This window comes from Mesorhizobium sp. WSM4906 (assembly GCF_029674625.1).
In the GTDB taxonomy this organism is placed as follows: domain Bacteria; phylum Pseudomonadota; class Alphaproteobacteria; order Rhizobiales; family Rhizobiaceae; genus Mesorhizobium.
The window spans coordinates 1,665,011-1,691,654 of record NZ_CP121355.1 but is presented as its reverse complement, the minus strand read 5'-3'; the positions used below and the strand labels follow the sequence as shown (position 1 = coordinate 1,691,654).

The following is a 26,644-nucleotide window of genomic DNA, read 5'->3' as shown; positions in this document are numbered from 1 at the left end:
TTCCTCAGGCCTTCTGCGCGACTTTTTCATCGATTTGGCGCGAGAGTATGGCGGAGAACTCGTCCGAGAACCCTTCCATGCGCACCGCCAGCTTGTTCGCATCCGATGACAGCTTGTTGTAGGCGATGACGGCGGGAATGGCCGCGAGCAGGCCGATGGCCGTCGCCAGCAGCGCCTCGGCGATACCGGGCGCCACGACCGACAGGCTGGTGTTCTTCGAAGCTGCGATCGCCTGGAACGAGGTCATGATGCCGATGACGGTGCCGAACAGGCCGATGAAGGGCGCGGCCGAGCCCGTCGTGGCGAGGAAGCCGAGCCGGCCCTCCAGCCTTTCCATTTCGCGGGTCAGCGCCAGGTCCATCGCCTTGTCGATGCGGGTTTGCAGCGCCAGCGGCGACTTCGCGCCCTTCTCGAAGCTCTTCTTCCATTCGCGCATGGCGGCGACGAAGATCGCGCCCATGCCGGTGGTCTTGCGATCGGCGAGCGTGCGATAGAGCTCTTCGAGCGACTGTCCCGACCAGAACACCTGTTCGAAGCGGTTGAGCGCCAGCCGCATGCGGCTGTAGGCGACGAGCTTGTCGATGATGATTGCCCAGGTCCAGATCGAGGCGCAGAGCAAGCCGATCATGACCAGCTTGACCACCCAACTGGCCTGCATGAACAGGGCCCATATCGACAAATGCGCGCCCGGGTCGGCGAGTGCGATGTTTTCCATGGCTACGTCCTTAAGATTTTTCCGGGCATCGCTGGCGGCTGGCCCATGGGCATCCCTTTGGTCCGATCGCGCGAAGCTTGAAGCTTGCGGGACAAGCCCCGAATGCACCGTTTCGCGGCCTTTTCAGGGCAAATATTGGTGAAAGGAAGGCGCACGAATTGCGCCAAACTTCACCAATTCCTTCATGAACGGTTATGGTTAAGGATGGGTTAGGATATGAAGCGCGGCGCATTGCCGCGCCTGACCGGCCGGCGCCATGCCTGGACGCGGCTGGCTATGCCCCAAGGCGAAGCCGGCGCGAGGCGACGTCAATCGCTCGCCTTCGGCATGAAGGCGGCGATCCATTCCTTCGGAAATCTGCGCGGTCGGCCGTTCTCGCCGATGATCGCCGCTTCGACCTTCGCCTCGACCAGCACCTCGTCGCCGCGCTTCAGCTGCTGCGCCATGAAGATGCGGGCTCCGGAAACGTCCTCGGTGCGCGTATCGATGGTGAGGATGTCGTCCATGCGGGCCGGCGAGCGGAAGTCGATCTCCATGCGCCGCACCACCCAGACGATGCGTTCGCCATGCTTGCCGTCCAAAAGCTCGGTGTGATGGACGCCGGCAAGCCTGAGATAGTCCGAACGGCCCCTTTCGAGGAACTCGAGGTAGCGCGCATGGTAGACGACGCCGGAGAAGTCGGTGTCGGCATAGTAGACCCGGGCCATCAGGCGATGGCCGGATTCCGTCAGCGCCCCTGAAAGGCCGGCGCAGAGCGCCGCCGATTCACCATGATCGTCCATCGCGCTTTCCTTTTCAGGCCCGAACGGGCACCTGTTCGTTCGCGCGCCCATCCCGGACTGCTTGGCGGCTCAGGGCGGCGCGCATGGCGCGGGAACCGGATGGCACTGTTGGGCGCGATGATCAAGACCTTGATGGCGGTCCTGCTGGCGCTTGCCACCCTGGCCATGCCCGCCGAGGCGGCGACGTTTTCTATGAAGCGCGGTCTCAACCTCGACCAGTGGACGACCTGGACCGGCGAGGAGAAATGGAACGACCCGAGCGCCATCCTGCCCTATCCGGAATGGCGCAAGTTCCTGAAAGCGGATGACCTCAAGGCGCTGAAGGATGCCGGTTTCGATTTCCTGCGCATGCCGGTCGACCCCTCGCCCTTCCTGTCCGACGAGACGCTTTCGCTGCGCGACGACCTCTACGCCAGCGTGCTGGATTCGGCGCGCATGATCAACCGCGCCGGGCTGAAAGTGATCGTCGACCTGCATCTCATCCCGGCCGGCGGCAACCGCAAGATCGGCATGAGCGAGGTGATGGACGATCCCGCGACCTTCGACGCCTATGTCGAGGTCGTGCGCAAGATGGCGCATACGCTATCGGGAGAAGACCCAAGCCAGCTTGCCTTCGAACCGATGAACGAGCCGATCGTCGATTGCGACGACAACGGCACCAATCTGTGGCCGGACCGCCAGAAGAAATTGTTCGCGGCCGCGCGCTCTTCCGCCACCAGGCTGACGCTCGTCCTCACCGGCGGCTGCTACTCGAACGCGGCTTCGCTGGCGAAGATCGATCCGAAGGCGATTCCCGACGACAACATCATCTGGGCGTTCCATTCCTACGATCCGTTTCTTTTGACGCATCAAGGCGCGACCTGGGCCGGCGACTTCATCCGCTATGTCACCGGCCTGCCCTATCCGATGACCGCGGTGCCGCGCGCCCGGCTCGACGTGGCGCTGGAGACGATCCGCGACAGGATCAGAGCCGAGGCGCCATGGACGCGCCGCAGCGGCATGCTTGCCTATCTCGACGAGCAGGTCGCCAGCATGGACACACCCGACAAGCTCATCGGCGTGATGGACGCGCCCTTCAAGATCGTCGAGGACTGGGCGAAAGCCAACGGCGTCAAGCCGCAAGACATCACGCTCGGCGAGTTCGGCATGATCCGCCGGGAATACGGCAACGCCTATGTGATGCCCGCCGAATATCGCGCCGCCTATGTCAGGGACATGATCGCGCGCGCCGAGGCGCATGGCTTTTCCTGGTCGGTATGGGGCTATGGCGGCGCCTTCGGCATCGTCGACGCCTTCGACGGCGACAAGGCCGAGCCCAACGTGATGGACGCGATCAGGTCGCTTCGCTGAGCAATTCCAGGAAAAATGCGCGGCGGTTTTCCGCCCGGAATTGCGAAAACCTGGCACTAACCCAAATCGATCTGCAGGATCTCCGGCCGCACGCCGAAACGGACCGGCATGATGCTGAAGCCGAGCCCGCCCGACACGATCAGGTTGCGATCGTTTTCCACGACATGGCCGTAGGCGAAGCGGTTGCCATAGGCGGAGGGCACGACCGGCGAATAGCCGAACAGCCGCACCTGCCCGCCATGGGTGTGGCCCGACAGCGTCAGCGAAACCCGCCACGGCACCTTGGTGAAAATGTCGGGTTCGTGCGCAAGCAGTATGATCGGCTCGCTGTTTCCCACCTTGGCCAAGGTGCCATCGAGATCGTCGAAGCCTTGGAAGCTGTGGCGGGCCTTGGCCTTGTTCGGCAGCAACGCAAGCTGATCGGCGAGCCCCGCGATCCAAAAGCCCTGCCCGTCTTTCTCCAGCCGCACGACATCGTTCTCCAGCACGGGAATGCCGACATGTTCGAGCGCCTGGCGCGACTGCGTTGGACCGGCCTCCGCGCGTTGCGCCCGGACATCCGTCCACCAGTCATGATTGCCGAGGATTGAGAACACGCCGAGTGGCGCCTCGAGCCCGGACAGAGCCTCGGCCCATTCCGCAACTCGAACCCACCCCGTCACCAGGCGGGTTCCGGCCGTATAGTCGCCAAGCAGAACGATGAGATCGGGCTGCAGCGCATTGGCCTCCGCCGCGAGCGCGGCGATCCGCTCCGGCGTCATCCAGGGTCGGCAGGCGTGGATGTCGGCCAACGCCACGACGCGAAGCTTGAGCCCCGCCGGCCAGTGCGGCGGTGTCAGGGCGTAGCGTTTCACATGCGTAAGCAGCATCGGCTCGATGCCGACCGCATAGGCGCTGAGCGACACCATCGACAGGAACGAGCCGCCGACAAGCCGCAGGAAGCCACGTCTGGTGATCATCGATTGGCGGTGCCCGTTCCGTTGAACCGGAGTGGCGTTAGAGCCGGCGATTGCGCCTTCAGCTTGGCCGAGGCGAGCAGTTTTCGCGCAGACAAGTCCCTTCGGGCGTCGCGGCCGGACAAAATTCCGTTACTCTTCCTGGAACAGGCTGATCTGCTGCTGCGCGAGGTCCCTGGGTGCTTCGAGGCCGAGATGCCGCCAGGCATTGGCGGTCAGCACGCGGCCGCGCGGCGTTCGCTGGATGAAGCCCTGCTGGATGAGATAGGGCTCGATGATGTCCTCGATGGCGTCGCGCGGCTCGGAGAGCCCGGCGGCGATCGTCTCGATGCCGACCGGCCCGCCGCCGAAGTTGCGGGCGATCATCGAAAGATACCGGCGATCGAGCGCGTCGAGCCCGAGCCCGTCGACCTCGAGCCTGGTCAGCGCCTCGTCGGCGATGCGTCTGTCGACATGGCCGTTTCCGGCGACGGAGGCGAAATCGCGCACCCGGCGCAGGAGCCGTCCGGCAATGCGCGGCGTGCCGCGGGCGCGGCGCGCGATCTCCAGCGCGCCATCGTCGCCGAGCGGCATCGAGAGGATCCGGGCACCGCGGCGCACGATCTGCTCGAGTTCCTCGACCGTGTAGAAATTGAGCCTGACCGGGATGCCGAAACGATCGCGCAGCGGGTTGGTCAAAAGGCCGAGCCGGGTCGTCGCGGCGACCAGCGTGAAGCGGGCGAGGTCGATCTTGACCGAGCGCGCGGCAGGCCCTTCGCCGATGATCAGGTCGAGCTGGAAATCCTCCATCGCCGGATAGAGGATTTCCTCCACCGCCGGGTTGAGCCGATGGATCTCGTCGATGAAGAGCACGTCGCGCTCCTCGAGATTGGTGAGCAGCGCCGCGAGATCCCCGGCCTTGGCGATGACCGGACCCGAGGTCGAGCGGAAATTGACGCCGAGCTCGCGCGCCATGATCTGCGCCAGCGTCGTCTTGCCGAGCCCCGGTGGGCCAACGAACAGCACATGGTCGAGCGCCTCGCCCCGGCTCTTGGCGGCATCGACGAAGACTTTGAGATTGGCGCGCACCGCCGCCTGGCCGACGAATTCGTCGAGCGACTGCGGCCGCAGGGTCTGGTCGGCATCCTCGCCGCGCTTGTCCGGGGCAATGAGGCGGGGCGAAAGGTTCATGCCGCCTTCCTTGCATATGGCCGCTGGCGGAACAAGCGCTCCCTCACCGCGCCAGTTCCTTCAATCCGAAGCGGATCAGCTTCGAGGCGTCCGCCCCCTCGCCGGCCGACTTCAGCGCCGCGGCCACGGCATTGGCAGCGATGTCGCGCGAATAGCCGAGATTGACCAGCGCCGAGACCGCATCGGTGATTGGCGCTGCCGCGACGCCCTCGCCAAGCTCCTGCTTGAGAGCGATCGTGCCGTTGGCGGAGCCGGCATAGGCCGGCGCCTTGTTCTTCAGCTCAGTCACGATGCGCTCGGCCACCTTCTTGCCGACGCCCGGCGCGCGCGAGACCATGGCGATGTCGCGCAGCGCGATCGCGTTGGCGAGGTCGGCGGGCGCCAGCGTCGACAGCACCGCCAGCGCCACCTTGGCGCCGACACCCTGCACATTGTTCATCAGGAGGCGGAACCATTCGCGCTCCAGCGCGGTCTGGAAACCGTAGAGCCGGATCATGTCCTCGCGCACATAGGTCTCGATGAACAGCACCACGGCCTCGCCGGGCGGCGGTAGCGATGCCAGCGTGCGCGCCGAGCAATGGGCGACATAGCCGACGCCATGAACGTCGACGAGGCAGGAGTCCTCGTCGATCTCATTCAGCGTGCCTTTCAGCTTGCCGATCATGTCCTGGCTTTCATGGATGCGTTTCCGGAGAGATGATTTCGAGGTCAGGAAAATAGCTGCGGTAACGAGCGGGGTCGCGTGTCAAAAGACGGTGCCCGGCAACAGCCGCATGAGCACCAATGAAAAAGTCGGGCAGCGTCCTTTCCCGAACACCGCCTGCGCGGCGGTAACGGAAATGCGCGACACCGGCCGCAAAAGCCGCTTCCCACGATACAGGCTCGCGGTCGATCTCAAGCATGTCGGTCGCTCTTTTAAGCTGCGCCTCCGTCGTGATCAGCGGGGCAAGCTCGGACCAGACGATCGTGTTGACCACCAATGCTCCCTCGCGCCGACAGGAGGCGATGGCCTTGGCCGACCATTCCGTCGAGGGTCCGCCTGGCCCCCAGACATCGATCAGCACATTGGTGTCAACCAACGTCGAGATTTTCACGCGGACCCCTCAACCATTCCATGTATTCGTCGGCCGTCATACCGCCCAGATCCAGGGTCCCTTCCATTCTATCGAGAACCTCCCTGAATTTGCGGGAGGCTTCCTCTTCGGACAGGTTTTCATTGACGGCGACGAGTCGGGCCCCGTCGTCCGTGGCGACGAATTCCACTTCGGAGCCAGGGCCAATACCCAGGTGATCCCTGATCTGCTTCGGAATTGTGACTTGTCCCTTGGTGGTCACACGCATGGTAATACCTCTTAGGTATTACTTACTACGCTGACGAGAACAAGTCAAGAACACCCTATCCAGCGAGAGCCGCCATCCTATAGGCCGCGCTCTGGCGGTGGTGAGCATGGCAGATGGCTATTGCCAGCGCGTCGGCTGCGTCGTCGGTTTCGAAGACGGCCTTCGGCATCAGCACCTTGACCATCATGTGGATCTGCTTCTTTTCGCCGTGGCCGACGCCGATCACCGCCTTCTTCACCGCATTAGGGGCATATTCGGCAACCACCAGCCCAGCGCGCGCCGGCACCAGCATGGCGATGCCGCGCGCCTGGCCGAGCTTCAGCGTCGCCGTCGCATCCTTGTTGACGAAGGTCTGCTCGACCGCGGCCTCGTGCGGCATGGCCTGATGCAGCACCTCGGCCAGCCCGTCATGCAACTGGCAGAGCCTTGTCGCGAGCGGCGCCTTGTCGTCGGAGCGCACGGTGCCGGATGCGACGAAGCGCAGGGAATTGCCGAGGCTTTCGACGATGCCCCAGCCGGTGCGCCTCAGTCCCGGATCGATGCCGATGATGCGAATCGCTTCCCCCATGCGCCAAGTCTAACCTCGGCGTAGGGCGATGCCAGCGAATTGTGAACAAACCAGAAACGATCTTGCCAAGCGCTCGTCGGCGCGGAACTGCCTTGTCAGCCGCGGGCGAAGGCCGTGTTGAGCAGACTGATCTGATCGGAGACGGGGTTGGCGCGGCGGCCCGCGGCCGGCGTGTCGTTCATGGCGCCGCCATAGATCTCCTCGTCCATGCGCTTTACCAGCGCCTGCAGACGCAGCGACCGGCTTACCAGGTCCAAGAATTCCTTGGGCAGCTCGTTCCAGCCCAGCGCCTCGTCATGCGCCGAAGCGGTGTCGAGCCGCACCTTGGATTTCTCCGAGGCGACCTGGTCGCGGGTCATCTCGCCCGAATTCGCCGCCCGCTGCAGAAGCAGCCAGGATGCGACCTGCATCAGCCTTGTGGTGAGACGCATCGATTCGGCCGCATAGAGCGTTGCGGCCGTGCGCGACAGCTTCTTGGCTTCGAGCCTGCCCTTGCCGTCGAGATATTCGGCCGCCTGTTCGACCAGGCCCATGCCCTCCTGGTAAAGCGGCTTGAAGGATTGGGAGAAAACCCGGCGTTCCGCGAGCTTTATGGTTTTCGCGCTGCCCTTCGAAGGCTCGGTCATCGATACGCCCCTGCACTGCCGCAAGCCGATTCGGCATCCTTGCCGATACGTCCTGCACCCTTAAACGACTGAGGCTTGAAAATGCGCTTCGATGCCCGTGAAGGCAAGCGCATGTTTAACAAACGGTTAACGCCGGACCGCGCCCCGCCGGCCACCGGCGGACAAAAAAAGAGCCGCGGATAAGGCGGCTCTCAGGAGTTTAACAGGGAGGCGTCAAACAAAGTGGCTCCAACCACTCGGTAAGAATCCAGAAAAACTGGATGGTCTCAGTAAACGCCTGTAAAGCTTAATGAAGCCTTAACGCCGGACGGATTTTTTGACCGAACGGACGCTCCTGTGCCGGAACGGGACGCCCCGGGGACCAGGCCCCTCAGCTTCTCCAGATCGCGGGCAACGCGATGAAGGCGAACAGCAGCATGCCGGCGTAGAACGCGAGCGAGGATATGCCGAGCAGCGGTTCGATCGCCGGATTGCCGGCAAGCAGGGTGTAAAGGCCGACGAGCAGGCCGATGCCGCTGATCGCGGTCAGCCAGAAATGGATCGCCGCGAGCCTCTTATGCGCGACGGCCGGAAACAGGTGGTAGAAGAACGCGAACACTGCCGACATCAGCCAGCCGGCCACCATCGTGTGAGCATGGGTCGGCATCTGGCCATGGTCCTGGCTGATCGCCATGTGGATGCCAAGCGCCATTCCGCAAAGCGAATAGATGATGGCGAGCGTAAAGAAGTTTCGGGCTACCCCTTGCATTGATCCTCTCCAATGGCTGTTGCGGTGCTGAACCGGATCGATCGTCAGGCGATTCCGCGCCGGTCTCGGCGTCGATGCCCCAGCGATGTTTCCGGATGATGTCGCGGCCGCTCCAAGTTCCGGATGAAACAGATGTCTGTCTTTCGCGACATCGTTCCGAAACACGCCCCGCGCAAAACCCGCGCTCCTCTCGACGGCCGCGCAAAACCGATGCCGTCGCAAATCAAGAAAGACATCCAGGAGCGCATCATGGACTGGTACTCGATCGTCAAATTCCTCCACGTCGTCTCGGCCATTTTGTGGGTCGGCGGCGGTTTCGTCCTGTTCCTGCTCGGCATGCTTGCCGAGCGCGCCGGCAACACCGAGGACAAGCTGCAGGCGATGCGGGCCAGCGGCGAGCTCGGCGGCCGCTTCTTCGCGCCGATGTCGATGCTCACCTTGATCTTCGGCCTCGTCATGTGCGGCTTCTGGGTCGGCTTTTCCGATCTGTGGATCATCATCGGCCTTGCCGGCTACGCCACGACCTTTTCGATCGGCATGCTGGTCTTCAAGCCGACCGGCGAGCGGATGGGCGCCATGGTCGCCAAGGAAGGCGTGACGCCGGCGGTTCTCGCCATCGGCCAGCGCATGATGAGCTGGGCGCGTTTCGACTATGCGGTGATGCTGGTGATCATCGCCGACATGGTGCTGAAGCCTACGCTCCACGACATCGGCATCCTCGCCGGCATGGCGGTGGTGGTAGCGGCCGGCGCGGCGCTCGCCCTTGGCGGCAGCCGCCAATTGGTACCGAGCGCCGCTTGAGACGGCTTTGGCGGGGCGGCTGATCAGCCGCCCCGTCCATCTCACATCAGGCCGGCGATACCGTCCCAGAGCAGCTTGACCGCCACCACGGCCACCGTCGCATAGGTGAACGGATAAAACACCTCGGGGCGCATGCGGCGCACCAGCCAGGCACCGGCGACCGTCGAGAGCGGCGCCAGCGGCATCAGCACAAAAGAGGCGATGAGGTTGGTGCTGTCGAACTGGCCGAGCGCGAAATAAGGAATGAGCTTCAGCGCGTTGGTGGCGGCGAAGAAGATCGCCGCCGTCCCCGACAGCACCTTCGGATCGAGCCGAATCGGCAGCGCATAGACCTGGAAGGGCGGACCGCCGACATGAGCGACGAAGCTGGTGAAGCCGGCGACGGTGCCCCAGAAGGCCGCGGCGATCCGGTTCGGCTCGGCCGCGTGATCGGCGCCATGGCGGAACTGCATATAGAGCCAGCGCAGGACGAAGATCAGCGCGACCGTGCCGACGATCAGCCGCACCATCTCCTCGGTGACCAGGGCCGCCGTCAGCCAGCCGACGCCGATGCCGATGACGGCGCCCGGCATCATGTCGACCAGCATCTTGCGGTCGTAGACGCCCCACCATGTCCATACCGAGACGACGTCCATCAGGCAAAGGATCGGCAATAGGATGGCCGCGGCCTGCACCGGCGGCATGGTCAACGCCATCAAAGGCACGCCGACGAAACCCACGGCGCCGCCGAAGCCGCCCTTCGACAGGCCGACGAGGATGACCGCCGGAATGGCGGCGGCATAGAACCAGGGATCGCTGAGCAGGCCTGACATGGGATGACCGGAGACGAGGGCGGCTGGAAGATGGCGGGAGACCGCAATAGACCACAATGCGAGAGATCGCGATAGCCGATGCGCCCCGCGGCAGCCGATCAGCACGATCAACTGTCCGTAACCCGGTCCTTCCGGTTTGCGGGAAGCTCGGAGCCGTGCATAAGGTCGCCGGCCCAGCACGAGGTTTGACGATGAGCGAAGTCCAGATCCGCCGCGCGCAGCAAGCCGATCTCCCGGCGATCGTCGCCTTGCTTGCCGATGACATGCTTGGCCGCGACCGCGAGGACACCGGCATGCCCTTGGCGCAAGCCTATCTGGACGCCTTCGCGGCGGTCGACAGCGACCCGAACCAGCTGCTCGCGGTGATGACGGACGGCGCCGATGTCGTCGGCACGCTGCAGATCAGCTTTCTCGCCGGGCTGTCGTCGCAGGGCGCCTGGCGCGGCCAGATCGAGGCGGTGCGCGTCTCGGCGAACCGACGCGGCGAAAGGCTCGGGCAGCGCCTGCTGGAATGGGCGATCGAGAAATGCCGCGAACGCGGCTGCAGGGTCGTCCAACTGACGACCAACAAGAGCCGGCTCGACGCCCATCGCTTCTACGAACGGCTCGGCTTCAAGGCGAGCCACATCGGCTACAAGCTGGATCTTTGACGCACCACAGGCGATGCCGACCTCTCATCGCCGGGCCTGAACCAGCAGGAACATCGGCCGTTTCAGCTCCTATGCACCAAATTTCGGTCTGATATGACCGGATCTACTTCGGCACCCCAGCAGCGGTCTCACCTGGCGGCATGATCCGCAACATGAAACTCGACACTTTTTCCCCGGGCGCGAACGGGCCAGGCACCTTATTTTTGACCGGCTTCAAGCTCTGAAGGAATGCTCTGATCGCCATGGCATCATTTTCCGTCAAATGCGCAAAAGCATGCCAAGGCATGATCGGCGCCAGTCTGCGGCCGTCCGGGCGTACTCCGGTTTGGAGTGCGGCGACGATCTCCTCCGCTTTCCAGCTGCCGATGCCGGTTTCCTCATCGGGCGTGATGTTGGGGCCGACAAAGACCCCGAGACCAGGAATCTCAAAGCCCACATCCGAGCCGCCGAGAAAGCGCGACATGTCGGGCTTTCCAAGGAAGTACCCGGGCGTATGACAATCGTTACACCCGCTCATTGTGACGAGATACTTGCCGCGCTCGACCTGTGCATCGTCGGCCACGGCCGTGAGCGGTGACAGGTCGGCTGCCAGCGCGGTCAAGAATGCAAGACGAATTGACACTCGAAACATCACATCCTCCATGTCTCTTCTCGGTTTGTCCGACCTCGCACATCGTCCAAGTGTTACATTTGAGCTGCAGGGCGCCTGTCAAATTTGCACCTTACGGCTTGCGGCCGATCACGGCGCCGTTCGCGGCCGGCGCGTCGAACCAGACCGTCTCGATGTTCCGGAATCCGGCTTCCTCGAGCCACGCCGAATATTCCGCCGGCGTGTAGTTTCGCCCTTCCGTCTCGATCAGCATGTTGAGGCTCATCAGCGCCGCCGGAGCCGGCCCGGTCTTTTCGTCATTGACGAGAAGCTCGCTGATGACGACAGCGCCGCCGCTTGGCAAAGCCTCGAAGGACCGGCGCAGCAGGGCGCGGTCCTTCGCCTCGTCCCAATCGTGCATGATCATCGACAGGAGATGCACGTCGTGATCCGTCGGGAGGTGTTCGAAGAAATTGCCGCCGATGGTATCGATCCGGTCGGTCAAGCCGGCCTCGGCGATCTTTCCTGCAGCGATCGCGGCCACATGCGGCAGGTCAAGCACGGTCGCACGCAGCGCCCCATATTGTTTGCAAAGCTCGATGTCGTACGCGCCCGATCCGCCGCCGATGTCCAGGAGGCGGCGGAAATGTCCGAAATCCGCCGCTTCGCCGAGCTTGCGCGCCGTCATCGTGGAGAGCGAATGCATCGCCTCCCAGAAGGTCGCCAGCATCGTCGGATCCTCGCCCTCGAAAGCCGAAGATTGCACCGCCGGGTCCCATGTGGTTGGCCGGTTCGTGCGCAGCGCTTCGGCAAGTTTGCCCCAGCCTTCGTAGAGCCGCTTGTCGGCCATCTGCACGAAGCCGCCGAAGTAATACGGCTTCCCGCGCACGAGATAGGCTTCGCTCAAGGGCGTATTGCGATAACGGCCGTCCGTTTTCTCCAGAAGCCCGAGTGCAGCGCAGCCGGTCAACAGCATCTCGGCCGGGCGTGGGTTGAGACCGAGCGCTTCCGCCAGCCCGGAGACCGTGATGCCGGCGCCGCCCGCAAGGCGGCTGAAGAGGTCCAACTCGTGCGCGGCAGCCAGAGTCTTGAAGGCCCAGAAGCCGGTCGAAAGCGCCATCAGCGGGACGGCTGAAGGAAGCTCCGCCGCGACCGCAGCGCGCCTTTCGCGGATTGTCGTTTCCATGATCATCTCCTGCAAATTTGGTTCGACGACACGCACATCGTCGAAGAGCGCCGTTGCAGGGTGATTTCGCGACCGAGAAATTCGGTTACATCTGAAACAGTGGGTGTCCTGCCTGCAGTGGGCCGAGATTGTCGGCAGCCCGTCCGCCGGTCCCGAAAATTGGCGCGAGCCTCTGCCGCGTTGACGCATTTCGGCGGCTATCGTTGCGCGCCTCCTGTTCAAGCCGGACGCATTGCTTTATGCCGCAATGCAACCATCTTCGCCCGGCATAGGCGAAAACCGGGATCGAAGACCGATGAACGATTTAACGCCGCCCAACCGCTGCCGTATCGTGCTGATCGCGCCGCCGCTCGCGACGGCCGAGCACGTCTGCGCGGCCTTCGACGGCGGCGATATCGCCTCGCTGATCCTGCCCGACAATGGCATGGACGATGCCACCTTCCAGGCCTTCGCCGAGAAGATCGTGCCGGTCGCGCAAGGTGCCGGCATCGCCGTCATCATCGCCGGCGACAGCCGCATCGCCGGCCGCGTTCACGCCGATGGCATCCATGTCGAGACAAACCGCCGGGAGCTCGCCGAGACGATCGAGCGCTTGGCGGAAAAGATGATGGTCGGCGCCGGCGGCGCCAAGACCCGCGACGAGGCGCTGGAGCTCGGCGAGGAGCGGCCCGACTACATGTTCTTCGGCCGTTTCGGTTATGACAACAAGCCGCAGCCGCATCCGCGCAACCTTTCGCTCGGCGAATGGTGGGCGCAGATGATCCAGATCCCCTGCATCGTGATGGCGGGGTCCGAGCTCGCCTCGGTGGAAACGGTAGCGGCCACCGGGGCCGAGTTCGTGGCGCTCTCCAGCGCCGTCTTTGCCGATGGGCTCGATCCGCGCGCGGCGGTCGCCGCCGCCAACGCACTGCTCGACGAAACCGCGCCGCGCTTCGAGGATTGACGTGCGCTGGTCCCGGCTTCCCTTCGCGGCTTTGGCTGCCGCGCTGACGGTCCAGGCGGCCGCGGCGGCAGGCGCCGAGACCGTGCCGGTGCCGCAGCCCAGACCCGACACGAGCACGCCGCAGGCAAGCAAACCGGACACGGGCGCGCCGAATACAAGCGCTCCCAGTTCAGGCGCTCCCGGTGCAGGCGCTCCCAATGCGGGCGCCCCTGACATAGGCGTGCCCAATACAAGCGCGCCGAATACGACCCATACCGGCAGGCCGATCGAAACGCCGCTGCCGCAGCCGGCGACGCTTCAACCGCCGTCGGCCGACAGCGTCAATCCCGATCGCTTCGGCGCCAAGCCGCCGGATGCCGCCTACGGCGCCTTCCAGCGCGGGCTCTACAAGACCGCTTACAACCTCGCCATGGTCCGGGCCAAGAACGGCGACCCCGCGGCCCAGACGCTGGTCGCCGAAATCCTGTCGCGCGGGCTGGGCGTGCCGCTCAACGCCGCCGAGGCCGCGAAATGGTATGGGCTTGCCGCCGAGCGGGGCGTGCCGGAGGCGCAGTTCCAATATGCGCTGATGCTTCTCGACGGCCGCTATGTGAAGAAGGACGTCAAGGAAGCCTATGCGCTGATGCAGGCCGCCGCCGAAGCAGGCAACCGCCTGGCGCAGTTCAACTTCGCGCAATTGCTCATCCAGCAGGATCCGGGCGATGCCGGCATCGCCAAGGCCGCCGTCTATTATGAGCGCGCCGCCAGCACCGGCCTTGCCGACGCCGAATATGCGATGGCGCAAATCTACGCCAACGGCGCCGGCGGCAAACCGCGCGACGACGCGAAGGCACGCATCCTTTTGGCTCAGGCCGCTCGGCAGAACTACGACACCGCGCAACTTGATCTCGCCGCCTGGATGATCCGGGGGCGCGGCGGCGAGCGCGACCTGAAGTCGGGCTTTGCCTGGATGAAGCGCGCGGCCGAGGGCGGCAACGTCGCAGCCCAGAACCGCCTCGCCAAGCTCTACATGGGCGGCATCGGTACCGACCCTGACCTGATCCTGGCCGGCGCCTGGTATATCGTCGCCCGCCGCGCCGGGCTGATCGACCCTGAGATGGACGATTTCCTGCAAGGCCTCGACGACGGTCAGACCAAGCAGGCGCTGCAGAAGGCGAACCGGCTCCCCTGAGGCCTTCATCGCCGCGGCCGGCTCCGTGCCCCTGCTTTCCGCTCTCCCTTGCCTCTCCGGACGATTTGTGGTCTTGGAGGCGCCAAAGCGCGCTCCGCGCGAAAAAATCTCATTCCGGATCAGTTCATCATGGCCAAGATCAGTGGCAGCGAAATCCGTCCCGGCTATGTCATCGAGCACGATGGCGGCCTGTGGGTCGCGGTCAAGACCAACACCGTCAAGCCGGGCAAGGGCGGCGCCTACAACCAGGTCGAGCTGAAGAACCTGATCAACGGCACCAAGCTCAACGAGCGCTTCCGCTCGGCCGAGACCGTCGAGCAGATCCGGCTCGATCTGAAGGATTTCTCCTTTCTCTACGAGCAGGGCGAGGCGCTGGTGTTCATGGACACCGAGAGCTACGAGCAGCTCGAACTGGCGAAGGATTTCGTCGGCGAGCGTGCCGCCTTCCTGCAGGACGGAATGATGGTGACGGTGCAGCTCTATGAGGAACGGCCGATCGGCATCTCGCTACCCGACCAGGTGACGCTGACCATCACCGAAGCCGACCCGGTGGTGAAGGGCCAGACGGCTGCCTCCTCCTACAAGCCGGCGGTGCTGGAAAACGGCGTCCGCGTGCTGGTGCCGCCTTTCATCTCGGCCGGCGAGCGCATCATCGTCGACACCAACGAAATCACTTACGTGCGCCGCGCAGAGTAAAACGGTCAATACAGGAAGATAAAGAATGGCGCGTTCCGCTCTCCTCAATGTCATGGTCCAGGCCGCGATGAAGGCCGGCCGGTCCCTGTCGCGCGATTTCGGCGAGGTGCAGAACCTGCAGGTCTCGATGAAGGGACCGGGCGACTATGTCAGCCAGGCCGACCGCAAGGCGGAAGAGATCGTCTTTGCCGAGCTGTCCAAAGCGAGGCCGGGCTATGCCTTCCTGATGGAGGAGCGCGGCGCCGTCGAAGGCGAGGACGGCCAGCATCGCTGGATCGTCGACCCGCTCGACGGCACCACCAATTTCCTGCACGGCATCCCGCTTTTCTCGGTGTCGATCGCGCTGGAGCGCCAGGGCCAGATCGTCGCCGGCGTCGTCTACAATCCGGCGATGGACGAGCTCTATACCGCCGAGCGCGGCTGCGGCGCCTTCATGAACGACCGCCGGCTGCGCGTCGCCGGGCGCGCCAAGCTCACCGATGCCGTGATCGGCTGCGGCGTGCCGCATCTCGGGCGCGGCCAGCACGGCAATTTCCTGATTGAGCTGCGCAACGTCATGGCCGAAGTCTCCGGCGTCCGCCGGCTCGGCTCGGCCGCGCTCGACCTCGCCTATGTCGCGGCCGGCCGCATGGACGGCTTCTGGGAGACCGGCCTCTCGTCCTGGGACATTGCCGCCGGCATGCTGCTGGTGCGCGAGGCAGGCGGGTTCGTCTCCGACATGGACGGCGGACAGGACATGCTCGACACCGGCGGAATCGTCGCCGGCAACGAGCTCATCCAGCGCGCTCTGCTCAAGACGGTGAAGAAGCCGCTCCCGTCCCGTTGACGGGTGGCGAAAGGCGCTGCGCGGCGAAGCGCCTGCGTTCGAAATCAGGTGCTACAGCGTCCTTTGCGCGTCGAAACGACGCGCGGCGCAGTAGTCGCAAAACCGCCACCGAACCTTGAAATACTGATCCGCGATCGCCCAGATGAGGGGCTCCGGGATCATTCATGAACGACGCGCGGCCACAAACCCAGATCGAAATCCCCTTCGTGGGCCGCTGGCACTACTCGCGCGCCGAGATGATCGCCGACGGCATCGTCCATGCCGTCGGCATCGTGCTGGCGATCGCCGCCGGCTCAGCCTTCCTGGCTTTAGCCGCCTTTCACTCAGGTCCTGGGGAATATGTCGCCGCGATCTTCTACGTGGTGTCCCTGCTCACCGTGCTCTCGGTGTCGCTCGCCTACAATCTGTGGCCGATATCGTGGCCGGCGAAATGGATATTGCGCCGCTTCGATCACGCGGCGATCTATCTTTTGATCGCCGCCACCTACACGCCCTTCCTCGCCCAGCTCAAAGCCTCGTCGCTGGCCCTTCCGATGATCGTCGTTGTCTGGGCCGCGGCGGCGATGGGCATCGCGATCAAGATGTTCCTGCCCGGCCGCTACGACCGGCTGGCGATCGTCTTCTATCTCGCCATCGGCTGGAGCGGCGTCGTGCTCGCCGGGCCGCTGGTCGCAACGCTGCCGACAGCCTCCATCGTGCTGCTGGTCGCCGGCGGCATCGTCTATTCCCTGGGCGTCATCTTCTTCGCCTGGAAGGGCCTGCGCTTCCACAATGCCGTCTGGCACGGCTTCGTCGTCACTGGCGCCGGGCTGCATCTGGCCGCCATGGTCGACTGCCTGGTCATCAGCCGGTTCTGAGACCAAGAGCAATTCCAGGAAAAGCGTGAAGCGGTTAGGTCCGGCGCGTTCGCCGTGGCCTTCCGTCCGGAATTGCGCCAAAACGAGGCGGCGACGGCGATATTGCCAAGCGCCATTCAATTTGGTCACAATTCCGTTTAGAGTCGCGGCAAATTCGCGGCGGTGGCATCGGAAACGGGGCACGGATGGCTTTTCTCAGATCCTTCGGCAGGCGCTCGGATGTCCTGGTCTACGATCCGCACAAGCTATCGAGCCCGCAGGTCTTCCTGCTCACCATGGTGATCTTCCTGATCATCGTCGCCTTCATCGCCGCCATCCTCACCCGCCAGATCTCGACCGCCTTCTCCAGCAATCCCGGCCTCAACGGCCTGATCATCGGCGTGCTTGCCGTCGGCATTCTGCTTGCCTTCGTCCAGGTCGGCCGGCTGTTCCGTGAAGTGCGCTGGGTCAATTCTTTCCGCGCCGGCTCCGAGACCACCGAGCCGGTGCTTTTGGCGCCGATGAAAGCGATGATCGGCCGCTCGTCGACGATCGCCTTCTCGACGAGCTCGATGCGCACCATGCTCGATTCCATCGCCACCCGCCTCGACGAAAGCCGCGACACCTCGCGCTATCTCGTCGGCCTGTTGGTGTTCCTCGGCCTGCTCGGCACCTTCTGGGGCCTGCTCAACACAATTGCCTCGATCCGCGAAACCATCGAAGCGCTCGATCCCGGCAGCGGCGACGCCGCCGCCGTGCTCGATGCGCTGAAGCAGGGCTTGTCGGCGCCGCTTGCGGGCATGGGCACGGCCTTCTCGTCCTCGTTGTTCGGCCTCTCCGGCTCGCTGGTGCTCGGCTTCCTCGACCTGCAGGCCGGCCGCGCTCAGACCCGCTTCTACACCGAGCTCGAGAACTGGCTGTCCTCGGTCACCGACCTGTCGTCCGACATCGTCGTCTCCGATCAGGCCCGCGCCGAGCCGTCGGAAGAAATCAGGCTGCTGTCGGAAAGGCTGCGCAGCCTGCAGGAGAACGGCGGCGGCTCCAACCCGCGCGTCGCCACCGCCATGGCCAACCTCGCCGACGGCATTTCCGGCCTGGTCAAGAACATGCGCTCCGAGCAGCAGATCATGCGCGACTGGGTCGAGGCGCAGTCCGACGAGCAGAAGGCCATGCGTAACACGCTGGAAAAGATCGCCGACGCGCTGAAGAAGCAAGGGGTCCACTGACGTGGCGCTGGCAAGACGGCGCGCCGATCGCCGCATCGACTATTGGCCGGGTTTCGTCGACGCGCTGTCGACGCTGCTGCTGGCGATCATGTTCCTGCTCACGGTGTTCGTGCTGGCGCAGTTCCTGCTCAGTCGCGAGATTTCCGGCAAGGACACGGTGCTCAACCGCCTCAACTCGCAGATCAACGAGCTGACGCAGCTGCTCGCGCTGGAGCGCTCGAACAGCCAGGACAAGGAAGACACGCTCGCCAACCTGCAGGCCTCGCTGTCGGCGGCGGAAGCCGAAAAGAGCCGGCTTCAGCAATTGCTGGACCAAGGCGCCGGCGCCGGTGACGCCGCCAACAAGCGCGCGGAAGCATTGTCCGGCGAGCTCAGCAACCAGCGCCAGATCAGCCAGCAGGCGCTGAGCCAAGTCGAGATCCTCAACCAGCAGATCGCAGCACTTCGCAAGCAGATCGCGGCGCTCGAGGACGCACTCAACGTCTCCGAGCAGCGCGACCGCGAATCCAACACCAAGATCGCCGATCTCGGCCGCCGCCTGAACGTGGCGCTTGCGCAGCGTGTCCAGGAACTCAACCGTTACCGCTCCGATTTCTTCGGCCGGCTGCGCGAGATCCTCGCCGACCGCGAGAACATCCGCATCGTCGGCGACCGCTTCGTCTTCCAGTCGGAGGTGCTGTTTCCCACCGGCTCCGACGTGATCAACGATGCCGGCAAGGTCGAGATGAAGAAGCTCGCCGACGCCATCATCGAACTGCAGAAGGAAATCCCGCCCGAGATCAGCTGGGTGCTGCGCGTCGACGGCCATACCGACAACAAGCCGCTGTCCGGCACCGGCCGCTACCACGATAACTGGGAGCTCTCGACGGCGCGCGCGACCTCGGTGGTGAAGTTCCTGATCGAGAACGGCGTGCCGGCCAACCGGCTGGTCGCCGCCGGCTTCGGCGAATTCCAGCCGCTTGATCCCTCCGATACGGACGAGGCACGCAGCAAGAATCGCCGTATCGAGCTGAAGCTCACCGAACGCTGAGCGGTTGCCGGAAGCCCTTCCGCGCGTGCGGCTTGATCCTGCAGCCGCGTTTTTAGGGCCCGACGAACGCGTGACAAGGCCGCGAAACATTACCGTTTTTTAATTCCACTTGGCGGGGTGCCGTGCCTAGGTAATCCACATGGGCCGGGGACCGCCGGCGGTGCCTCCCACATCGCGACGCGACGGAACCGGACGGCCCGGGTCGGAAGGCAGGCTGTTCCGGCGCTGCCTTCCCCAGCTAGAGGGAGACGCAGCCATGCGCTCTTTCAAGATACCCAGGACCGCGGCGCTCGCCGCGCTTCTCGCCGCCGTTCCGTTTGCCGGCGCCTACGCCGCATCGGCCGGCTTCTACACCCCGCGCACGGCAGGCCTGATCGACCAGGCGCAGAGTGTGGATCAAGGCATCACGGCGGCGCGGCAGATGGACAAGATCAAGCCGGCAGAGGCGCGCAGCCTTCATATGCGTGCTGCTCACATCAGCCGCGTCGCCCAAAGAGAGGCTGCCGCGGGACATGGCGCGATACCGGCCACACAGTACCAGCAACTGGTGGCGCAACTCGATGACGTGAGCCAGAGCCTGCGCAACGCCACCGGCAGCAGCCCGCTCATCGGCGACGGCGCGGACGCCGGATATTATCCGAACGGGTGAACCCGTCCATTGCAGGAACTTTGTCGCAACGGCCCCGCGCGTCTTTCGGCGCCCTGGGGCCGTTGCGCATATCTCTTGGAGAGATGCTGCAATGCATGTCCGCCCAAAAGCGCGCAGCGGTCTTGGGCGGACGACATGCATCAAAACAAGATTTGAAGCGCGTCGCCTGAATCCGTTTCAGGGCGACGCGCTCTAGCCCGAGGGCGCCCTTTTCGCTCACGTCCTTAGTTGATCAGAGGCCGAGCCAAAGCGCCATGATGGCAAGCACCGCCGGCACCGTCTGGATGAACAGGATCTTCCGGCCGACGGTCGCCGCCCCGTAGAGGCCGGCAATGGCGACGCAAAGCAGGAAGAATATCTTGATCTGCAATCCGTCGGCGCCGAGATAGAGCCCCCAGATCAGGCCCGCCGCGAGAAAGCCGTTGTAGAGCCCCTGATTGGCGGCGAGCACCTTGGATGCGCTGGCGAATTCAGGCGTCAGCTTGAACGCCTTGTGGCCGCGTGGCGTGTCCCACAGCATCATCTCCAGATAGACGATATAGCAGTGGATCAGCGCCACCAGCCCGGTCAGTATATTGCCGGCCATTGTCCTCTCCAGTCGTTTGTTCCCGGCATTGATCACGCAGCGCCGTCCCGAGGCAAGACCGGCGGCTCTGCCGCCGACCGATCAGGGTTGCCAAGCTCGATGCGTTGGTATCTTTTCGCGCCAGCCAATTTGAGCCGGAATCCATCATGTCCTTCCAAAAACTCGATCAACTCGGCCACAAGCTCGAAGCGCTGGAGCATGCGCTGGCCATCCTCGGCGCCGACGAGGCGACCCATATGGCGGTCGGCGGCGGCGAGAAGCGCGCCGAGGCGACGTCGGTGCTGGCCGGCATGCTGCACGCCCAGGCGACCGCGCCGGAGATCGGCGACTGGATCGCCGCCGCCGAAGCCGAGCCGCTGAACGACGAGCAGCAGGCGGCAGTCCGGGAACTGCGCCGGCAATACACCAATCTCACCTGCCTGCCGGTCGAATTCGTCGAGCGCCAGACGACGGCGCGCATGCGCTCCGAGCAGCTCTGGCGCGACCTGCGCGCCAAGAACGATTGGGCGGGCTTTCTGCCGGCGCTGGAAGGGGTGGTGGCGCTGGTGCGGGAAGAGGCGGCGCTGCGCGCCGACGCGCTCGGCCTCGCCCCCTATGATGCGCTGATGGAGCAGTACGACCCCGGCAATCGCGCCGCCGACATCACGCCGGTGTTTGCCGAGCTGAAGGCCTTCCTCAAGGATTTCCTGCCGCATGCGCTGGCCGTGCAGGACGCGCGGTTGGCGAAGCATCCGCTAAAACCGCTCTCCGGCAGCTACGCTGTCGACCGGCAGCGCGAGCTCGGCCTTGCCATGATGGCGGCGGTCGGCTTCGACCTGACCCACGGCTCGCTGTCGGTGTCGCACCATCCCTTCTGCGGCGGCGTGCCGACCGATGTGCGCATCACCACCCGCTATAAGACCTCGGATTTCCTGTCGGCGCTGATGGGTGTGCTGCACGAGACCGGCCACGCCCTCTACGAGCAGAACCTGCCGAAGACCTGGTCGCACTGGCCGCTCGGCAAGGCGCGCGGCATGGCCGTGCACGAGAGCCAGAGCCTGTTCGTCGAAAAGCAGATCGGCCGCAACCCGGCCTTCTGGCGCTGGGCCTTGCCGGAGGTCGAAAAACATCTCGGTGAAGCCTGGTCCCTCGACGACATCCTGCCGCATGTCCACCATGTCGAACGCGGCCTGATCCGCGTCGATGCCGACGAGGTCACCTATCCGCTGCATGTCATCCTGCGCTACGAGCTCGAGCAGGAGCTTGTTTCCGGCCGGTTGGAAGCCGTCGACCTGCCCGAGGCATGGGACGCCAAGATGCGCGACTATCTCGGCCTGTCGACCATCGACAACCCGGCCGACGGACCGATGCAGGACGTCCACTGGCCTAGTGCAGCCTTCGGCTATTTCCCGTCCTACACGCTTGGTGCCATGATGGCGGCGCAGCAATGGGCGGCCCTGACCAGGCAGCACCCGTCCGCGGACCAGGATCTCGCCAAAGGCGACTTCAGCGCGATCAACGAGTGGCGGCGGGACAGGATCTGGTCGCATGGCTCGCGCTGGTCGACGCCGGAGCTGCTCGAGCGCGCCACCGGCGAGCGGCTCAACGCCGCCTACTTCACCGAGCACCTGCGCAAGCGCTACGGCGACTGACGCGCACCGGCTTGCATGCGGCGACTTTGGGCGTGGCTACTCCGCCGCGCCCCGGAAGGCGCTGGCCCCGGTCTCGAACTGCAGCTTGGCGAGCCGCGCATAGGTGCCGCCCTTGGCGACGAGGCTTTGGTGCGTGCCTTCCTCGACGATGCGTCCGCCTTCCATGACGAGGATCCGATCGGCCTTGAGCACCGTCGCCAGCCGATGGGCGATGACGATGGTGGTGCGGCCGCGCATCAGCCGCTCGAGCGCCATCTGCACCAGCGTCTCGCTTTCGGCGTCGAGCGCCGAGGTCGCCTCGTCGAGCAGGAGGATCGGCGCGTCGCGCAGGATGGCGCGGGCGATCGCGATGCGCTGGCGCTGGCCGCCCGACAAGGTCACGCCGCGCTCGCCGACCTGGCTGTCGTAGCCCTTTTCGAGCTTGCCGATGAATTCGTCGGCAAGGGCGGCCTTTGCCGCCGCCTCGATCTCGGCCTCGCCGGCGCCCGGCCGGCCGAAGCCGATATTGTCGCCAGCACTTGCCGCGAAGATGGTGACGTCCTGCGGCACGATGGCGATACGCTCGCGCATGGCTGCCGGATCGGCCTCGCGCACGTTGACGCCGTCGATGACGATGCGGCCGCTTTCGGGATCGTAGAAGCGCAGGATCAGAGAGAAGACCGTGCTCTTTCCCGCGCCCGACGGCCCGACGATCGCCACCGTCTCGCCCGGCTTGACCTGGAAGCTCAGGCCATGCACCGCGGCGCGGTCCGGCCGCGCCGGATAGGAGAAGGAGACGTCGTCGAAGCTTATCGCGCCCTTGGCCTTGGCCGGCAACGGCAGCGGATCGACGGGCGACTGGATGGCAGGTTTCTCGGCCAGGATCTCGGTCAGCCGCTCGGCGGCGCCCGCCGCCTGCGACAGCTCGCTCCAAACCTCCGACAGCGCGCCGAGCGCGCCGGCGGCGAACACCGAATAGAGCAGGAACTGGCCGAGCGTGCCGGCCGACATCGTGCCGGCAAGCACGTCGCGCGAGCCGAACCAGAGCACCGCCACCACCGAGGAAAAGATCATGAAGATGGCGAAGAAGGTTAGGAAGGAGCGCGCGAAGACCGAGGTGCGCGCCGCCTCGAAGGCAGCCTCCACGGCGGCCGAGAAGCGCCCGGTGACCAGCTTCTCGTTGGTGAAGGCCTGCAGCGTGCGCACGGCGCCGATTTGCTCGCTGGCATAGGCGGTGGCTTCGGCCAGCGTATCCTGCGCCAGGCGCGACTTGCGCCGCACTGAGCGGCCGAAGGCGACCAGCGGCAGCACGATCAGCGGAATGGCGGCGATGACGAGGCCGGAGAGTTTTGGGCTGGTGAAGACCATCATCGCCACGGCGCCAAGGCCGAGGATGAGGTTGCGCAGCGCGACGGAGGCGGTGGCGCCGACCGCCGATTTCACCTGCGTGGTGTCGGCGGCAAGCCGCGACACGATCTCGCCCGACTGCGCGCGATCGAAAAAGGCCGGCGAGAGCGTCGTGACATGCGAAAAGACGTCGCGGCGGATGTCGGCGACGACGCGCTCGCCGAGCGTGATGACGAAATAGTAGCGACTGGCCGAGGCTGCCGCGAGCAGCGCCGCCATCAGAACCAGCGCGGCGAAATACTCGGCGATGAAGGTGGAGCCGGCCGCCTGGAAGCCGTGATCGATCATGCGCCGCACGGCCATCGGCAGCGCCAGCGTCGTCGCCGCCGCCACGATCAGCGAGATGATCGCGCCGACCGCCAGTTTCCGGTAGCGGGTGATGTAGGGAAAAAGGCTTCTGAGCGGCCGGATCGAGCGCCTGCGCGCGTCTCCACTGACACCGATATCCGCCATGAGCGTTTCCTCTGGCCGCTTGCCGGCCATCGCTTCAATATATGCGCTTGCCGCGGCCTTGTGATTCAATTCCGGCTGATGTATAGGCTCGCCGACCGTTTTAGAAGCCGTGGCTTTTCATTAGCTGCGGCTTCGAGTTTTGAAAGGGGGCGCATCGACGCAGGCCATAGGCCCGTCACCAGCGCCGGCAGCCAGGAAACACGACAATGAAGGCCGATATCCATCCCGACTACCACACCATCAAGGTCGTCATGACCGATGGCACCGAATACCTGACCCGTTCGACCTGGGGCAAGGAAGGTGACACGATGAACCTCGACATCGACCCGACCACGCATCCGGCCTGGACCGGCGGCCAGCAGACCCTGCTCGACCGCGGCGGCCGCCTGTCCAAGTTCAAGAAGCGCTTCGAAGGTTTCGGCCTCTAAGTTTCTCCGCGCTTTGTCGCAGATCAAAAACCCGCCTCGAGGCGGGTTTTTTGTTGCCGGTTTTTCCTTCTCCCGTTTACGGGGTGAGGGCGCTCTCGCCAGCGGTTTCGCCAATCGCGTAATCCCTACTCGCCCACCAGCTCCCTCAACGCCATGCGCTTGTACGCCGCGACCAGTCTGTCGCCTTCTTCCCGATCGACGGAGATCGCCAGCCGCATGGCGGTTTCGCCCGTTTGCCAGACGAGGAACGCGGTCGTCTCCAGCTCGACCGGATCGGCATCGGGCCTGAGCCGCTTCAGCACCGCCACCAAAAATTCGGCATTGGCGCGGCTGTCGGCGAGCTCGAGCTCGCGCAGCGCCTTGTCGGCCTGTGTGCCCGACCAGATGTCGCGCATCACCGGCTCGGCCAGGAACAGGCGGTAGTAGATGTCGACCAGTTCCGAAAACGCTTGGCCGAGCCCTTCGGCGTCGCCGACATCCTTCAGCGCCGCCGCAATGCAGGCCTGGCTTTCGGCGGTGTAGCGCTCGGCAAGCGCCCAGACGATCGCCCGCTTGTCCGGAAAGAACTGGTAGAGCGAGCCGATCGAGACACCTGCCCTTTCCGCCACCTCACCCATGCGCATGGCGTCGCTGCCTTGCTCGGCGATCAGCGCCGAGGCGGCGGCAAGCATGCGCTCGACCCGCTCGCGGCTGCGCTGCTGGCTCGGCGACCGGCGCGGCGAAGCGATGGCACCCTGATCGGTCTTCGCGGCGACTTTGTCATCCATGACTCACTCCGGGGCGGTTTTTCGAAACTGGCTTGACTCGCAAGATATGAGGGTTTATCACGTTTTGCAAATGTGAGAGTTACTCATGTTTTATCGTCGACAAATCTGGAGCAACCGACATGATGAAATTTCTTCCCACCCTCACCTTCATTGCCGCGATCGGCTCCGGCGTTGTCGGCGGCGTCTTCTTCGCATTCTCGAATTTCGTCATGGCGGCGCTTGCCCGGCTGCCCGTGCCAAGCGGCATCGCGGCGATGAATTCGATCAACGTCACGGTGATCACGCCGACTTTCATGACGGCGCTGTTCGGCACCGGCCTGATCTGTCTGGTGCTTATCGCCGCCGCCATTATGGGCTGGAGCCAGCCTGGTTCGTACTGGTTGCTTGCCGGCGCCGTGATCTATCTTGTCGGCAACCCGATCGTGACCATGGTCTTCAACGTGCCTCTCAACGATGCGCTCGCTGCGGTCGATCCGGAGAGCGCCAACGGCGCCGCCGTGTGGGCGAAACATCTGAGCCAATGGGTGATGTGGAACCATGTCCGCACCGTCACTGCCATCGTCGCGATGGCCTGCTTCATCTTGGCGCTGATCTGAAGACAGTATTCCGCAATGCAAAAGACCCCGCCTCAGGCGGGGTCTGTCTTCTTGTGCGTTTTGCGGTCCGCATGACCGAGGTCGCGGTCCGGGTCGATGACGTCTCGCACCAGTTGCTTCAGCTTTGCTGCATCCGGAAAGCCGCCGTCGCGCTTGCGTTCCCAGATAAGCTGATCGTCGCAGGTGATGGTGAAGATGCCGCCGGTGCCTGGCACCAGCGTCACCTCGCCAAGATCCGTGCCGAAGGTCGACAGCAATTCCTGCGCCATCCAGCCGGCACGCAACAGCCACAGGCATTGCGTGCAGTAGGTGATGCGGATGGTCGGAAGCGGCTTCTCGCTCATATTGGATCGCGTGGCCGACTCAAGCCGCGCTGAGCTTGGCCATCGTCTCGTCGTCGACCTCGAAATTGGCGTAGACGCTCTGCACGTCGTCATCGTCCTCGAGGGTGGCGACCAGCTTCATCAGCGATTGCGCCCGCTCTTCGTCGACCGGGACGTTGTTCTGCGGCCGCCAGATCGGCTTCACCGATTCCGCCTCGCCGAGCGCGGCTTCCAGCGACTTCGACACGTCGCCGAGATTTTCGAAGCTGCAATAGATGGTGTGGCCTTCTTCGTCGGACTCGACGTCGTCGGCGCCGGCCTCGATCGCCGCTTCCATGACCTTGTCGGCGCTGCCGGCCGAAGCCGGATAGTAGATCTCGCCGATGCGGTCCCACATGAAGGACACCGAGCCGGTTTCGCCGAGAGCTCCGCCGGCCTTGGTGAAGGCGGCGCGCACGTTGGACGCCGAGCGGTTGCGATTGTCGGTCAGCACTTCGACGATCAGCGCCACGCCGCCGGGGCCGTAGCCCTCATAGCGCACCGCTTCGTAGTTTTCGGCGTCGCCGGCGGAGGCCTTGTTGATGGCGCGCTGGATGTTGTCCTTCGGCATCGAGACCGCCTTGGCGTTCTGCACCGCAAGGCGCAGCCGCGGGTTCATCGCCGGGTCCGGCGTGCCGGTCTTGGCCGCGACGGTGATTTCGCGCGCCAGCTTGGAAAACATTTTCGACCGCACCGCGTCCTGCCGGCCCTTGCGGTGCATGATGTTCTTGAATTGCGAATGGCCAGCCATGGCACCCCTGTCG

The 26,644-nt window shown here is 64.6% G+C and carries 32 protein-coding genes; 14 read left to right on the top strand and 18 right to left on the bottom strand.

The window, feature by feature from the left end; genetic code table 11:
• Positions 1–4 precede the first annotated feature (4 nt).
• Positions 5–715 carry a protein TolQ gene (tolQ, locus tag QAZ22_RS07960; RefSeq protein WP_278076233.1) on the bottom strand — a complete coding sequence of 237 codons (711 nt, stop codon included), beginning with the start codon at positions 713–715 and terminating at the stop codon, positions 5–7.
• Between the two features lie 308 nt (positions 716–1,023).
• Positions 1,024–1,497 carry a tol-pal system-associated acyl-CoA thioesterase gene (gene ybgC, locus QAZ22_RS07955; RefSeq protein ID WP_278206123.1) on the bottom strand — a complete coding sequence of 158 codons (474 nt, stop codon included), beginning with the start codon at positions 1,495–1,497 and terminating at the stop codon, positions 1,024–1,026.
• A gap of 99 nt (positions 1,498–1,596) precedes the next feature.
• Between ybgC and QAZ22_RS07950 the strand changes: the two genes are divergently transcribed.
• Positions 1,597–2,847: a cellulase family glycosylhydrolase gene (locus QAZ22_RS07950; protein WP_278206122.1), complete on the top strand. Its 1,251-nt coding sequence runs from the start codon at positions 1,597–1,599 to the stop codon at positions 2,845–2,847.
• Between the two features lie 56 nt (positions 2,848–2,903).
• Here the strand turns inward: QAZ22_RS07950 and QAZ22_RS07945 are convergent, their stop codons facing one another.
• From QAZ22_RS07945 to QAZ22_RS07910, 8 genes are all read right to left on the bottom strand, one after another.
• Positions 2,904–3,806 (bottom strand): metallophosphoesterase, encoded by a 903-nt coding sequence (locus QAZ22_RS07945; protein WP_278206121.1) that lies wholly within the window; start codon positions 3,804–3,806, stop codon positions 2,904–2,906.
• A 129-nt stretch (positions 3,807–3,935) separates the two neighbouring features.
• The gene (ruvB, locus tag QAZ22_RS07940) at positions 3,936–4,973 is read right to left on the bottom strand and encodes a Holliday junction branch migration DNA helicase RuvB (RefSeq protein WP_278206120.1); all 1,038 of its coding nucleotides are present in this window, start codon (positions 4,971–4,973) and stop codon (positions 3,936–3,938) included.
• Positions 4,974–5,016: 43 nt separating this feature from the next.
• Positions 5,017–5,637: a Holliday junction branch migration protein RuvA gene (ruvA, locus tag QAZ22_RS07935; protein WP_278206119.1), complete on the bottom strand. Its 621-nt coding sequence runs from the start codon at positions 5,635–5,637 to the stop codon at positions 5,017–5,019.
• A gap of 10 nt (positions 5,638–5,647) precedes the next feature.
• The gene (locus QAZ22_RS07930) at positions 5,648–6,067 is read right to left on the bottom strand and encodes a type II toxin-antitoxin system VapC family toxin (protein ID WP_278206118.1); all 420 of its coding nucleotides are present in this window, start codon (positions 6,065–6,067) and stop codon (positions 5,648–5,650) included.
• Entirely contained in the window at positions 6,045–6,314 is a 270-nt protein-coding gene (locus tag QAZ22_RS07925; RefSeq protein ID WP_278206117.1) for an AbrB/MazE/SpoVT family DNA-binding domain-containing protein, read from the bottom strand. Before QAZ22_RS07925 ends, QAZ22_RS07930 begins: the two co-directional genes overlap by 23 nt.
• Positions 6,315–6,369: 55 nt before the next feature.
• Positions 6,370–6,882 (bottom strand): crossover junction endodeoxyribonuclease RuvC, encoded by a 513-nt coding sequence (ruvC, locus tag QAZ22_RS07920; RefSeq protein WP_278206116.1) that lies wholly within the window; start codon positions 6,880–6,882, stop codon positions 6,370–6,372.
• 95 nt (positions 6,883–6,977) lie between these two features.
• Positions 6,978–7,508 (bottom strand): DUF1465 family protein, encoded by a 531-nt coding sequence (locus tag QAZ22_RS07915; RefSeq protein ID WP_278076223.1) that lies wholly within the window; start codon positions 7,506–7,508, stop codon positions 6,978–6,980.
• Between the two features lie 370 nt (positions 7,509–7,878).
• The gene (locus QAZ22_RS07910) at positions 7,879–8,256 is read right to left on the bottom strand and encodes a hypothetical protein (RefSeq protein ID WP_278076222.1); all 378 of its coding nucleotides are present in this window, start codon (positions 8,254–8,256) and stop codon (positions 7,879–7,881) included.
• A gap of 249 nt (positions 8,257–8,505) precedes the next feature.
• On the opposite strand from QAZ22_RS07910, the gene QAZ22_RS07905 reads away from it, so the two are divergent.
• Positions 8,506–9,057: a DUF2269 family protein gene (locus QAZ22_RS07905; protein ID WP_347566947.1), complete on the top strand. Its 552-nt coding sequence runs from the start codon at positions 8,506–8,508 to the stop codon at positions 9,055–9,057.
• A 41-nt stretch (positions 9,058–9,098) separates the two neighbouring features.
• On the opposite strand, the gene QAZ22_RS07900 is transcribed toward QAZ22_RS07905, so the two are convergent.
• Entirely contained in the window at positions 9,099–9,869 is a 771-nt protein-coding gene (locus QAZ22_RS07900; RefSeq protein ID WP_278206114.1) for a sulfite exporter TauE/SafE family protein, read from the bottom strand.
• Positions 9,870–10,060: 191 nt separating this feature from the next.
• On the opposite strand from QAZ22_RS07900, the gene QAZ22_RS07895 reads away from it, so the two are divergent.
• Positions 10,061–10,519 (top strand): GNAT family N-acetyltransferase, encoded by a 459-nt coding sequence (locus QAZ22_RS07895; protein ID WP_278206113.1) that lies wholly within the window; start codon positions 10,061–10,063, stop codon positions 10,517–10,519.
• A gap of 103 nt (positions 10,520–10,622) precedes the next feature.
• On the opposite strand, the gene QAZ22_RS07890 is transcribed toward QAZ22_RS07895, so the two are convergent.
• Positions 10,623–11,150, bottom strand: a complete 528-nt coding sequence (locus QAZ22_RS07890; protein WP_278207795.1) for a cytochrome c — start codon at positions 11,148–11,150, stop codon at positions 10,623–10,625.
• 91 nt (positions 11,151–11,241) lie between these two features.
• The gene (locus QAZ22_RS07885) at positions 11,242–12,294 is read right to left on the bottom strand and encodes a methyltransferase (protein WP_278206112.1); all 1,053 of its coding nucleotides are present in this window, start codon (positions 12,292–12,294) and stop codon (positions 11,242–11,244) included.
• Positions 12,295–12,589: 295 nt separating this feature from the next.
• Here QAZ22_RS07885 and QAZ22_RS07880 point away from each other — a divergent pair, with 295 nt between their 5' ends.
• The 8 genes from QAZ22_RS07880 (at position 12,590) to QAZ22_RS07845 (ending at position 19,671) form a co-directional block, all read left to right on the top strand.
• Positions 12,590–13,237, top strand: coding sequence for a thiamine phosphate synthase (locus QAZ22_RS07880; RefSeq protein WP_278206111.1), 648 nt, complete (start codon positions 12,590–12,592; stop codon positions 13,235–13,237).
• Between the two features lies 1 nt (position 13,238).
• On the top strand, positions 13,239–14,408 hold the full coding sequence (locus tag QAZ22_RS07875) for a sel1 repeat family protein (RefSeq protein WP_278206110.1): 1,170 nt from the start codon (positions 13,239–13,241) through the stop codon (positions 14,406–14,408).
• Between the two features lie 129 nt (positions 14,409–14,537).
• Entirely contained in the window at positions 14,538–15,104 is a 567-nt protein-coding gene (gene efp / locus QAZ22_RS07870) for an elongation factor P (protein ID WP_278206109.1), read from the top strand.
• Positions 15,105–15,129: 25 nt separating this feature from the next.
• Entirely contained in the window at positions 15,130–15,930 is an 801-nt protein-coding gene (locus QAZ22_RS07865) for an inositol monophosphatase family protein (protein ID WP_278206108.1), read from the top strand.
• Positions 15,931–16,094: 164 nt separating this feature from the next.
• Complete coding sequence (locus tag QAZ22_RS07860) at positions 16,095–16,787, top strand: hemolysin III family protein (protein WP_278206107.1); 693 nt, start codon at positions 16,095–16,097, stop codon at positions 16,785–16,787.
• Positions 16,788–16,972: 185 nt separating this feature from the next.
• Positions 16,973–17,992: a MotA/TolQ/ExbB proton channel family protein gene (locus QAZ22_RS07855; RefSeq protein WP_278076212.1), complete on the top strand. Its 1,020-nt coding sequence runs from the start codon at positions 16,973–16,975 to the stop codon at positions 17,990–17,992.
• A 1-nt stretch (position 17,993) separates the two neighbouring features.
• Positions 17,994–19,022: a peptidoglycan -binding protein gene (locus tag QAZ22_RS07850; protein ID WP_278076211.1), complete on the top strand. Its 1,029-nt coding sequence runs from the start codon at positions 17,994–17,996 to the stop codon at positions 19,020–19,022.
• Between the two features lie 256 nt (positions 19,023–19,278).
• On the top strand, positions 19,279–19,671 hold the full coding sequence (locus QAZ22_RS07845) for a hypothetical protein (protein WP_278206106.1): 393 nt from the start codon (positions 19,279–19,281) through the stop codon (positions 19,669–19,671).
• 232 nt (positions 19,672–19,903) lie between these two features.
• Here the strand turns inward: QAZ22_RS07845 and QAZ22_RS07840 are convergent, their stop codons facing one another.
• The gene (locus tag QAZ22_RS07840) at positions 19,904–20,257 is read right to left on the bottom strand and encodes a DUF1304 domain-containing protein (protein WP_278206105.1); all 354 of its coding nucleotides are present in this window, start codon (positions 20,255–20,257) and stop codon (positions 19,904–19,906) included.
• Positions 20,258–20,403: 146 nt separating this feature from the next.
• On the opposite strand from QAZ22_RS07840, the gene QAZ22_RS07835 reads away from it, so the two are divergent.
• Positions 20,404–21,888, top strand: a complete 1,485-nt coding sequence (locus tag QAZ22_RS07835) for a carboxypeptidase M32 (RefSeq protein WP_278206104.1) — start codon at positions 20,404–20,406, stop codon at positions 21,886–21,888.
• Between the two features lie 36 nt (positions 21,889–21,924).
• Here the strand turns inward: QAZ22_RS07835 and QAZ22_RS07830 are convergent, their stop codons facing one another.
• Entirely contained in the window at positions 21,925–23,727 is a 1,803-nt protein-coding gene (locus QAZ22_RS07830; protein WP_278206103.1) for an ABC transporter transmembrane domain-containing protein, read from the bottom strand.
• Between the two features lie 206 nt (positions 23,728–23,933).
• On the opposite strand from QAZ22_RS07830, the gene rpmE reads away from it, so the two are divergent.
• Positions 23,934–24,155, top strand: a complete 222-nt coding sequence (rpmE, locus tag QAZ22_RS07825; RefSeq protein WP_040974396.1) for a 50S ribosomal protein L31 — start codon at positions 23,934–23,936, stop codon at positions 24,153–24,155.
• Positions 24,156–24,280: 125 nt separating this feature from the next.
• On the opposite strand, the gene QAZ22_RS07820 is transcribed toward rpmE, so the two are convergent.
• Positions 24,281–24,922 (bottom strand): TetR/AcrR family transcriptional regulator, encoded by a 642-nt coding sequence (locus tag QAZ22_RS07820; RefSeq protein ID WP_278206102.1) that lies wholly within the window; start codon positions 24,920–24,922, stop codon positions 24,281–24,283.
• Positions 24,923–25,041: 119 nt separating this feature from the next.
• Between QAZ22_RS07820 and QAZ22_RS07815 the strand changes: the two genes are divergently transcribed.
• Positions 25,042–25,518, top strand: coding sequence for a DUF1772 domain-containing protein (locus QAZ22_RS07815; RefSeq protein ID WP_278206101.1), 477 nt, complete (start codon positions 25,042–25,044; stop codon positions 25,516–25,518).
• Between the two features lie 32 nt (positions 25,519–25,550).
• Here QAZ22_RS07815 and QAZ22_RS07810 read toward each other — a convergent pair whose 3' ends face one another.
• Both QAZ22_RS07810 and QAZ22_RS07805 read right to left on the bottom strand, forming a co-directional pair.
• The gene (locus QAZ22_RS07810) at positions 25,551–25,862 is read right to left on the bottom strand and encodes a SelT/SelW/SelH family protein (protein WP_278206100.1); all 312 of its coding nucleotides are present in this window, start codon (positions 25,860–25,862) and stop codon (positions 25,551–25,553) included.
• A gap of 19 nt (positions 25,863–25,881) precedes the next feature.
• Complete coding sequence (locus QAZ22_RS07805) at positions 25,882–26,631, bottom strand: YebC/PmpR family DNA-binding transcriptional regulator (RefSeq protein WP_278077795.1); 750 nt, start codon at positions 26,629–26,631, stop codon at positions 25,882–25,884.
• Positions 26,632–26,644: the final 13 nt, after the last annotated feature.